Raw genomic sequence first — 10,637 nt, 5'->3', positions numbered from 1 at the left:
AAATAATCAGAGAACTCTGCGACAGAAAAGATGTTGAAATACACGAAGCAAATGCATGCAGGGACCACATCCATATGTTGGTGAGTATACCACCAAAACTGAGTGTATCTCAATTCATGGGTTACTTAAAAGGGAAAAGTAGTTTAATGATCTTTGACCGTCACGCCAAATTAAAGTATAGATATGGAAATCGAAAGTTCTGGTGTCGAGGCTACTTTGTAGATACGGTGGGAAGAAATAAAAATCAAATCCAAGAATATATACGAAATCAGCTTAAAGAGGATTATATGAGTGATCAGTTAACCTTATTTGAAGAATTTGATCCGTTCACCGGAAAGAAAAATAAAAAGAAATAAGAGATTCTTTTAGAATCAGCGAGTGAGTGTGGTGCAGAAGGGGAACCATTCAGTGGGCCTTTTAGGCCGAGGCCGGCAACAGAGGCTTCCAGCCGCAGAGCAAACCACCAGTTCACACTGGTGGTTTTGATTGGTGCGAAAAGTGTAAAGGGTATAAGAGGGCTTCAGGTCATACCCTTCCGTGTGAGATAAAAGACTCCCCCCCTAATGATCGAATACTTAGGTTATTGTTTTTGTTGGATACAAGCAAATCATCCTTTATAATGATAAATGAAGAGGTGTATGTAATGAACAAAGATGATAAACATATCGATCAGATAATAGAAGAAGTAACGAAAGAAGAAATAGCGAGAATGCAAAAACAAGCACAGAAACAATGGCGAGAAATCCCATTTCCTTTGTCATTGCATGACGCTTTAAACAGATATACAAAGGCTGATTTAGACGCTATTAGAAAATATTTAGAGATCAAAAATGCAAGCAATTTAAGGAAAGCTGAACTCACTTGTCTGTTAGAACAAAATATTCCAGATCATTTATATCCGTCCGTTCTTTTATGGGATATGGAACGTTTTAATATGCTATTAAAAATCGCCGAAAATAACGGGAAAATAATGGCTCCAGATCTAGAAATGGATGAAATAGAGTATCTACGTCATACCGGGTTCATTTATACTGGAATTTGGGAAGGAAATAAGATTTTTGTCTTGCCAAATGAACTGTACGACCCTGTTCTAGCTTTGAAACATGATCTACATGTACGAGCTACGATAAAACGAAATACAAAGTGGGTAAAGCTAACGCGTGGCTTATTATATTATTACGGCGTATTAGACCCTATGCGGTTAATCCAGATGGTAGAAAAATATATGAAAGAACCTATTGACGTTACAATGTATTTCAAAGTTATTGCAGATTCGATACGTTTTTGTCCGGAAATAACTGTTGACATGGATTCATTTTCATATATAGATGTGTTGGAACCGAAAGAAGTGAAGCGAGAACATTCACTGAGAAAAAGCATTCCTTACTATGATTTTACAGAAAAACAACTTCTTGAAGCTGGAGAACCAGGCTTTGTGGAAAGAAATGCTAGTTATCAGCAATTCGTTCATTTTTTAACGCAAAACTTTGACATGGATAAAGAAGCTGCAGATATGATCGTAGAAGAGTGTAAGTATGCGATAAAATCTGGTGACAGTCCAAATCAAGTCATTTCCCATTTATCTCAGATGTTAGAGTTCGATAGCGAGAAATTAGTGCAAGCTGTAATGGATAAAGTAATTCATTTGATGAATAACACAAGGGAATGGGTATTAAAAGGGTATACTCCCGATGAAATATTTGCATTGGAGAAAAAACATCTTCAACCGATGCCAAGAACGAAATCTGATTCCAAGGTAAGTGGAAAGACTCATTCTAACCGTAGCCAAAAGGTTGTCAAAATTGGTAGAAATCAGCCTTGTCCATGCGGTAGCGGAAAAAAACATAAAAAATGCTGTGGCAAATAAATGATTAAGGTGTGCATTTAGACTAAACTCTCACAAATATTGCTAAGCGCAAGCATGTGAGAGTTTTTGAATGTGGTTAGTAGTATAGAAAGAAACGAACATAGTTCTCATCCACATAATGAAAATATAATAAGCGCGCATCTATGTTATGATGAAAAGTGCATACATGATCCATATGGTGATTACCAATGTAGGAGTGAAACGAGATTGAATAAGAAGGACATCGCAAATATCCGGAAACAATTTAAATTAAATAATGATCTTTTAAAAATCCATGAGATTTTTAACGTATATATCATGAAAGAGTCAAGTGAAGTATATCATCATCAGAGTACACCATTTGAGTTATTAGAGGACGAACAGAAAGAGCTCTTTATGGCCAATTTTAAAAAAGTATTAACTGGCCAGCTTGATCAGAAATTATTTGAGTTAAAATTTCAACGCGAAGCAGAAGATAATAGTCAGCTTATTCTGCATCAAGGATTACTGAGTAGCGACACCGAAGAATGGAAAGCGCATATGCTTCGACTTGTAGAAAAAATGCTAAAAGATAAGCAATATGAGATGGACATTGTCGTTACTTTTATTCGTGGGGAATACCTGAAACCAATGAAACGACAGCGTGAAGAAGCAGAAGCAGAAGAAAATGAACGGGACACGGTACATTCTCATTCATTTATTTTATGCAGTATGAATAAAACGCAAGATCCTAAAAAAGAGCTATTATTTGATTATGTGGAAAAGGAATTTAAATATAATATTGTTGTTGATCCAATTATTAACTTAAAAGCACCGATATCTGGATTTCTGTTTCCTTGCTTTACCGACAATGCTGCAGATGTGAATCATGTTCTTTATTCAGCAGGAAAAGCAAATGAATTAAATTACCATTTTATTGAAGAAGTATTGAATGCTGAGGAAATTATGACGGCTGAAGAAGATAAAATAGTCTTTGAAGAAATTGTAAAGAAAGTAGCAGGCGAGCGTATAAATACGTCGACTCTTTCCAATGTGTATGATGAAATCTATCATGTTATCGAAGAAAGTGAGGAAGAAGAGGTACCGAAACTAGACTATAAAGATGTAGAAAGAGTTCTAAAGAGCAGTGGTGTAAAAGATGTGGATACGGAAAAGGTAGAAGAGGCATTCAAGACAGTTATTGATGATGAAAAGTTCGAATTAAAAGCGAATAATATTGTGCCGAAACCGACGTCAAAGTCAATTAAAATAAAGACAAAAGTAGCGGATATTTCCATTAGCCCACAAGACCTAAGATATGTGCGTCAAATTCATTTCGGAGGGAAATTAAGCCTGATGATTGAAGTAGAAGAAAATACGATGATTGAAGGTTTTGAATTGATTCCAGAAGTGTTGTTTGAAAAAGTAGAAGGAGAAGAGGAGTAATTCGTATTGCCATGTTTGTATTATCATGTTAACTGGGACAATGGAAGAAAGGAAAGGATTGGTATTATTCTCCATTAATATACAAAGGGAGGGGTTTTTTGTATTCTGATGAACAGGCAAAACCGATTACTACGAATAGGTTATAATTAAGACTATTTCAAAAAGAAGATGCAGCCGAAGTTGTCATAAAGTGTTTGCTCGCTGTTTTTTGTCAGTAAAGTTTTGCAAAAAATCGGCATGGAAAAAGAAGGAGTATTGAAGGAGCATGTAAAAAAAGAAGATCTTGTATACTATGGAGTGATTAACAAGCGAAAGTAAAAATGATGTTGAGTTTACTATAATAGAATTGGAATGGCTACCCAAAAGTTTTTAGATGACAGAAAAAAAGATCATAGGAACCATTAGTGTGAACAGGAGAGGGTTGATTTTGTTACAACAACAAGCCGAAATGAATAAGCGTCCTAGGAAAAAATTTGTAACGAAGAGGAAAATATTGCTGTTTACCATGGTAACGGCTGTTCTCCTTATTATCGTAAAAGTATACCTTGATACAAACACGTTTAAAGTGAATAAGCTCCAATTTTATAGCAATAAAATCCCCGTTGATAAAGCCGTTCATATTTTGCAAATTACGGATGTGCATAACAAAGTGTTTGGGGAAAACAACGAAGCCCTCATTCAATCAATAGAAGATTTAAATCCCGATATGATTGTTCTTACAGGAGATTTAATAGATCGAAAGACTACAGAGTTTCATCATATGTTAGCACTAGTTGAAGAGCTAACATCTTTGCAGGAGCATGTCTTTTTTGTAACTGGTAATCATGAATGGGAAAATCCAAATAAGGAGGGGTTTTTAAAAGGGCTTGAAGAACGTGGCGTGAAAATGTTAAACAATGAAAATAGCGAACTGACTATCAATCAAGTTAAGTTAAATCTTGTTGGGATTGATGATAGTTCTATGAATCATGACAACGTCAAGGAAGCTTTTGCTGGATTAAACAATGATCGTTATACGATATTGCTTTCTCATTCACCTACTATCGTAGAAAAAGAGCGTAGTCTTGCTGCTGACTTAATTTTGAGTGGTCATACGCATGGTGGGCAAGTAAGACTTCCTTTACTTGGGGCACTCGTATCTCCTGATGAAGGGTTATTCCCAACGTATGATAAAGGCACTTATTCCATGCACTCAAATCAATTTCTATATATTGATAGTGGTTTAGGGACAAGCGTTGCTCCAATACGTTTTTTGAATCAGGCACAAATGAGTATGATTAGGCTTTCCTATGGTAAATAAATTTGCGCGCGAAAGTAAAGGAGTAGGAATTACGATGCATAAGAAAATGAATGTTACGCAAGCTTTGTTCGCAAGTGGTTTTGTCGGTTTTATTCTATGTATGTATTATTTCTTTGTGCCAGATTTTTCTTATAAGGGTCTTGTTGGGATTGTGGTAAGCGCATTGGCAGCTTTTGTTGGAGCACTTATTGCTTTTCAATGGATCTCTGGTAATGAGAATTGACGATTAAGTTTATTCTATAAACTATAAAATATGGAGGAGTTTTCAACGGAAAGTATAAAAAATCAATCTATGATTACAGCAGCAGATTATTCTGTAAAGCTTAGTTAGGATTTTATAACATTTTTGAACTATGTAGCTAGTAAAGATATGAAATTAACGAAAGAGCGTGGGTATATTACTAGAAAAGACTTATAAGCTATTTATGCACAACTCTCGCTGCATATACCAGCTATCTCGATATTAAGATAATATCCCTTGTTTTCATCTATTTTATTATGCTAAAAGAATGAAGAAGGAGTGGGAAATTTATCATAAAATGAATGACAGATTGAATTTTAGATTGGTTCGTTTTCACTTTCCTTGGAAAACGGTTCTCCTCTTTTCTGCATGAGAATAGTTACAAAAGCCTATAATGGTGCTCGTGTATCTTTAATGAAATGAGGATTTTATACTAAGTTCGTCAACGTCCTGTGGTCAAGGTAGAAGTTAGTATAACCTGTAAGGGCTGCTACTCGAAACTTCACCGCTTCAAACTTCTCGATCTATCTTACGACTTATTAACAGGCATTTATAACATGAGTTCGGTTTTAAATACTTCTACGGCATTTCCAGCAATTTTTACTTTAATGGGGTTATTATCTTCTATATAAACTTGTACTTCAATAATACCGGGTCTCCCCATAGCTTCTCCTTGTTTAGCTTTAAACGTAAATAATGAATTATTATGCTGCACTAAATTATGATGAACAAGGTATGCCCCTAAAGGCCCGTTAGCATTACCAGTTACAGGGTCTTCTTTTATGCCTATTGCAGGAGCAAACATGCGCCCATGTATTAAAGCATCACTGTCATCTGTAGCTGTTGTAAAAACATAATATCCATTACAATGAACAGTTTTACTTAGTTTGGAAAGGGCAGTATAGTCTGGTTTTATACCATTTAAAGTGATAATATCTTTTACGCCAATCATAACTTTGGAGTGTCCTGTTGATACGATCTGTATATCACACCCCTCTAATAAATCATCGGAATGTAAGTTTAATGCTGTTAATAAATCATTTTTATTTTCCCCTTCTATTATATCCCTAAATTCAATTTCACCCTGGGTCATAACAATTTTATAGTCTTCTTTTTCTTTTATTATATCGACAGGAAGTATTCCAGCACCTGTTTTATGATACACTGTTGAACTCCCTAAATGTTTTTCATTAGCTCTTGCATAATGAGCTGCAATTGTAGCATGGCCACAGATGGGGACCTCATGTGTTGGTGTGAAAAAACGGACATGTACATCATAATTAGAATTATTTGCAGGAAAGATAAACGCAGTCTCTGAATTGTTAAGCTCTTTAGCTATCTTTTGCATTTGATCTGTTGTCAACCCATTCGCATTTGTTATAACACCGGCTGGGTTTCCTGTAAACTTTTGCTGTGTAAACGAGTCAATTTGATATAGTTTATATTTTCTTTGCATACGCATAACTTCCTTTCATTTTCACTTTATTCACAAAAATGTCTGTAGGTACTTCACTGATTTTTATATTATTAAGGATTTATGGTGCTAAGTCAACTGCTGAGTTGGAAAAGCAACACGTACCTATTTTGTATATTGCCTACTTTTATGCTCAAAGACGCGTCACTTGTAATAGAAGAAACCATGTGCAAAACGAGTACATAAGGATGAATGTTTTCACCTCAATGGTTTCTCTAGAATCCTTCTATATATGATAGAGCTATGCTAGAAAGTATGTCAAACAAATCACTTAAGATAAATTTATATATGTTCTACTAAAAAACGTTATTCCTTAACTCTGCTAATTACTTATTGATGAAACAATGGTATTGTGGTAAATTAAGTTCTAACTAAGTTATGGTAAGATGATTTGAGGTTGGTCGATTCTATTATAATATTGATGCAATGAACAATTAATAAGTGGAAATATGAAAATGCGGAGGAGTGTCGAGCATGCTCGATAACGTCATTATTAAACAACTAACATCTCTAGAAGAATTATATGAAATGCAAACATTGGAAAAATCCGTATGGAGTATTACGCCAACTCCAATCCCTCAAACGTATACAACTTTAAATCATGGTGGTATTTTACTTGGTGCATATAAGGAAAAACAAATGGTTGGTTTTATTTACAGTTTTCCAGGGTTTGATGGGAAGGACAATTATCTTTGCTCGCATATGCTCGGAATTTTACCTGCGTATCGAAAATCAGGATTGGGAGTAAAAATGAAGCTTCGCCAAGCTGAAATTGCTAAGGAACATGGCTATACGATGATGACGTGGACGTTTGACCCTTTAGAAAGTGTCAATGCTTATTTGAACCTTCATAAACTTGGTGCTAGAGGTATGAAATATAAAGAAAATCATTATGGAGATATTGGTGGCAAGTTAAACCACGGATTACCAACAGATCGTATTCAAGTAGAATGGCATTTTAATGAACAACGAGCTACTTGTACCCCATCTCTCAAAGAAGAATACGTACTTCTGCAATCTTCACAAGATGCTGAACCGCTTGTGACGCAGCCTTTGTCCCAAATTGAAAAAAGTAGAAAGCGTGGTTACTTTGTTGCTGTACCAGTAAATTTTCAAACTCTGAAACAAAAAGACTACCCACTTGCTTTAAAGTGGCGCTTACAATCGAGAAAGGTTTTTCAAACCTTGTTTGCAAATGGCTTTGTAGCAAAAGATTTGCTTCGTTTTAATGACACTATCAACTATTATTACTTTGCGAAAGGTGGAGCGCTATAAGACGATGAAGTGTCTTTTATTTGAGTTAGATTTACTCGAATGTTTATTTTAAACTGATGTAGGAAGGCTTGGTGTGGTAGTTATTTCTTACTGTCGTCTAATATGATATAAGTATGCTTCATATTGAGAAATCTTTTATTGGTATAAACAAGTGATAGAAACAAATGGAGAAGTATTGAGAGGTGAACAAAAATAATCGTTACTAGCTTTGCTTGACGAAGTCTCTATTTTTTGTCATAATAAAGCTAATTAAATATGGTACCTTTAATTCAGTCCTGTGAGGCTGACAAGGAAAGCGGATCTGTTGATAGAGTTATGAACAAGTGGCAATACAACCCCTTTATGGGACAGCTTGTATTAAACCTATTAACGGAAAAGGCTTCTTGTCACATTGACAGGGAGCCTTTTTTCAGTTCCTTTCTGTTCTTGGTACCAAACCAGGAGGAAAAGAGAATGAAAAACATCGACACAGAATTTTCACTAACAGCAGTACCTTCATCTTAGCGCAATGGTTTTTGGAAAACACTTGTTGTTATGTTAGGACTTACTTTTTTCTCGGCAAGCATGTGGTCTGGTGGAGAATTAGGTCAAGGTCTTTCTTTCATACAGTTTATAGCAATTGTTCTTGCTGGGAATCTTATTCTTGGAGCATATACTGGGTTACTAGCTTATATGGCAGCAAAAACAGGCTTATCTACACATCTGCTTGCTCGGTATGCCTTTGGGGAGAAAGGATCTTATCTTGCTTCTTTTTTATTAGCCTTTACACAAATTGGTTGGTTCGGTGTTGGAACAGCGATGTTTGCCATACCTGTACAAAAAGTTACAGGAATTGATATCTATATTCTTATTGGTATTGCGGGTATCTTGATGACTTTTACCGCTTTTTTCGGCATGAAGGCTTTGGCTATTATTAGCTTTATTGCGGTACCGCTAATCGCTCTTCTCGGAGGAACTTCCGTATTAAAAGCAACAGAAAGTTTAGGTGGAGTACAAGGTTTATTGCAATACGAACCAGCTGAAACGATGAGTTTGGCCGTCGCACTTACGATCTGCATTGGTTCTTTTATAAGCGCAGGAACTTTAACACCTGATTTCACAAGATTTGCTCGAAAAAAACGTTCGGCAGTAGTTGCGACTGTGGTTGCTTTTTTCATCGGGAACACATTCATGTTTTTATTTGGAGCTGTAGGTTCTGTGGCAACGGGGCAAGCAGATATTTCTGAAGTTATGTTTATGCAAAATCTTATTTTACCTGCCATTATTGTTTTAGGGTTAAATATATGGACAACGAATGATAATGCCTTGTATGCATCAGGGCTTGGACTTTCTAACATTACGAAAATAGCAAAGCATAAAATTGTCATTTTTAATGGGATTATTGGTACATTAGGGGCCATGTGGTTATACAACAATTTTGTTGGCTTCTTAACGATTCTCGGTTCTGCTTTACCACCAATTGGAGCCATTTTATTAGCTGATTTTTTCATTCTTCGCCGCGGCCATTATCGAGCTTTCCATGAAATGACATTTACCGCTATCAATTGGATTGCATTTTTTGCTTGGGGAACAGGAATTGCTGCAGCAACTTTATTACCAGGTATCCCACCAATTAATGCGTTAATAGGTGCTGCAGTTACCCATGTTGTTGTTACGAAGCTTGTTGCTAGTGCAAAGGAAAAAGAAGTTATTCTAACCAATACAGAAAAGGTGGGGCAGTAAAAGTGATTATAAAAAATGCTAGATTACGCAATACATCTGGGTTATGGGATATTACTGTGACAGAAAAAAAAATTACATCTATTTCCCCTGCTAATCAGCAACAGCAGGTAGGAGAAATACTCGATGTCGCTGGCTCTTTAGTATTACCTCCATTTATCGAGCCTCATATTCATCTTGATACAACATTAACTGCAGGAGAGCCAAAATGGAATGAGAGTGGCACGTTATTTGAAGGCATTCAACGTTGGTCAGAGAGGAAGCAATCGTTAACGTATGAAGATGTGAAAGATAGAGCTACGCAAGCTTTGAAATGGCAAATTGCCCAAGGTATTCAGCATGTTCGCACCCATGTCGATGTAACTGATCCAAAGCTAACAGCACTACGAGCATTGCTAGAATTGAAGGAAGAAATGGCGGATTTTGTGAGCTTGCAACTTGTCGCTTTCCCACAAGAAGGTATTTTATCCTATCCGAAAGGGAAAGAATTGTTGGAAGAAGCTTTGAAGTTAGGTGCAGATGTAGTCGGAGGGATTCCGCATTTTGAATTCACTAGGGAATATGGTGTGGAGTCGTTAAAAATTGCCTTCGATCTTGCAGAAAAATATGAACGGTTGATGGACATTCATTGTGATGAAATTGATGATGAGCAATCTCGATTTGTGGAAGTAGTGGCGAAAGAAGCCTATGAGCGAGGGCTAGGGTCCAGAGTAACTGCCAGTCATACAACAGCAATGGGATCTTATAATGATGCATATGCTTATAAATTATTTCGTTTGTTAGAGATGTCGGAGATCAACTTTGTATCCAATCCACTTGTTAATATCCATTTGCAAGGGCGGTTTGACTCTTACCCAAAACGGCGTGGTTTAACTAGAGTGAAGGAGTTACTAGAAGCGGGTATGAACGTATGTTTCGGTCATGATGATATCTTTGATCCTTGGTATCCGCTTGGCACAGGAAACATGCTTCAAGTACTTCATATGGGGATACACGTCGCTCAATTATTAGGGTACGAGCAAATTGTAGATTCAATGAACCTCATTACAACAAACAGTGCTAAAGCAATGAGTCTTGAACAAGCGTATGGAATAGAAGTCGGAAAACCAGCTAACTTCATCGTTTTGGATGCAGAGAGTACGTATGAAGCGATTCGGAAACAAGCTATTGTCATGTATTCCATTCGCAATGGGAAGGTTATAGCAAAAACGAAGCCAAGTGAAACAACGATACAAGTAGGAACTGAGGAATATGTGGATTTTACTAGAAAATAAACAAGTGAAATGGAAAAGCCTGCTGGACGAATCCAGCAGGCTTTTTAAATGCGCATTGCTATAAAAACCTTGACACTTGCACG

At 36.4% G+C, this 10,637-nt stretch carries 8 protein-coding genes and 1 pseudogene; 8 read left to right on the top strand and 1 reads right to left on the bottom strand.

The window, feature by feature from the left end; genetic code table 11:
- The 5 genes from tnpA to HLX49_RS12435 form a co-directional block, all read left to right on the top strand.
- The coding region (gene tnpA, locus HLX49_RS12455; RefSeq protein ID WP_296362243.1) for an IS200/IS605 family transposase at positions 1–356 on the top strand (356 nt) is incomplete at its 5' end.
- A 287-nt stretch (positions 357–643) separates the two neighbouring features.
- The gene (locus tag HLX49_RS12450) at positions 644–1,867 is read left to right on the top strand and encodes a YecA family protein (RefSeq protein ID WP_296362242.1); all 1,224 of its coding nucleotides are present in this window, start codon (positions 644–646) and stop codon (positions 1,865–1,867) included.
- A 207-nt stretch (positions 1,868–2,074) separates the two neighbouring features.
- Positions 2,075–3,271, top strand: coding sequence for a DUF4317 domain-containing protein (locus HLX49_RS12445; protein ID WP_077702835.1), 1,197 nt, complete (start codon positions 2,075–2,077; stop codon positions 3,269–3,271).
- Between the two features lie 427 nt (positions 3,272–3,698).
- Entirely contained in the window at positions 3,699–4,571 is an 873-nt protein-coding gene (locus HLX49_RS12440) for a metallophosphoesterase (RefSeq protein WP_296362237.1), read from the top strand.
- A 34-nt stretch (positions 4,572–4,605) separates the two neighbouring features.
- Complete coding sequence (locus HLX49_RS12435) at positions 4,606–4,794, top strand: hypothetical protein (protein ID WP_141130694.1); 189 nt, start codon at positions 4,606–4,608, stop codon at positions 4,792–4,794.
- Between the two features lie 568 nt (positions 4,795–5,362).
- Here the strand turns inward: HLX49_RS12435 and HLX49_RS12430 are convergent.
- Positions 5,363–6,268 (bottom strand): PhzF family isomerase, encoded by a 906-nt coding sequence (locus HLX49_RS12430; RefSeq protein WP_077702837.1) that lies wholly within the window; start codon positions 6,266–6,268, stop codon positions 5,363–5,365.
- A gap of 492 nt (positions 6,269–6,760) precedes the next feature.
- Between HLX49_RS12430 and HLX49_RS12425 the strand changes: the two genes are divergently transcribed.
- From HLX49_RS12425 to HLX49_RS12415, 3 genes and pseudogenes are all read left to right on the top strand, one after another.
- The gene (locus HLX49_RS12425; RefSeq protein WP_101933579.1) at positions 6,761–7,561 is read left to right on the top strand and encodes a GNAT family N-acetyltransferase; all 801 of its coding nucleotides are present in this window, start codon (positions 6,761–6,763) and stop codon (positions 7,559–7,561) included.
- A gap of 453 nt (positions 7,562–8,014) precedes the next feature.
- A pseudogene (codB, locus tag HLX49_RS12420) lies at positions 8,015–9,283 on the top strand (cytosine permease).
- A gap of 2 nt (positions 9,284–9,285) precedes the next feature.
- Positions 9,286–10,554, top strand: coding sequence for a cytosine deaminase (locus HLX49_RS12415; RefSeq protein WP_101933581.1), 1,269 nt, complete (start codon positions 9,286–9,288; stop codon positions 10,552–10,554).
- The last annotated feature ends 83 nt before the right edge of the window (positions 10,555–10,637 follow it).

Origin of the sequence: Virgibacillus sp., assembly GCF_013393565.1 — a bacterium.
Classification (GTDB): Bacteria; Bacillota; Bacilli; order Bacillales; family Amphibacillaceae; genus Virgibacillus; species Virgibacillus dokdonensis.
The sequence above is the reverse complement of the archived record's forward strand: the minus strand, read 5'-3'. Positions and strand labels throughout refer to the sequence as shown.

Coding starts and splice junctions, on each gene's coding strand:
- HLX49_RS12425 (WP_101933579.1), top strand. CDS start 6,761: ATGCTCGATAACGTCATTATTAAACAACTAACATCTCTAGAAGAATTA.
- HLX49_RS12450 (WP_296362242.1), top strand. CDS start 644: ATGAACAAAGATGATAAACATATCGATCAGATAATAGAAGAAGTAACG.
- HLX49_RS12435 (WP_141130694.1), top strand. CDS start 4,606: ATGCATAAGAAAATGAATGTTACGCAAGCTTTGTTCGCAAGTGGTTTT.
- HLX49_RS12430 (WP_077702837.1), bottom strand. CDS start 6,268: ATGCAAAGAAAATATAAACTATATCAAATTGACTCGTTTACACAGCAA.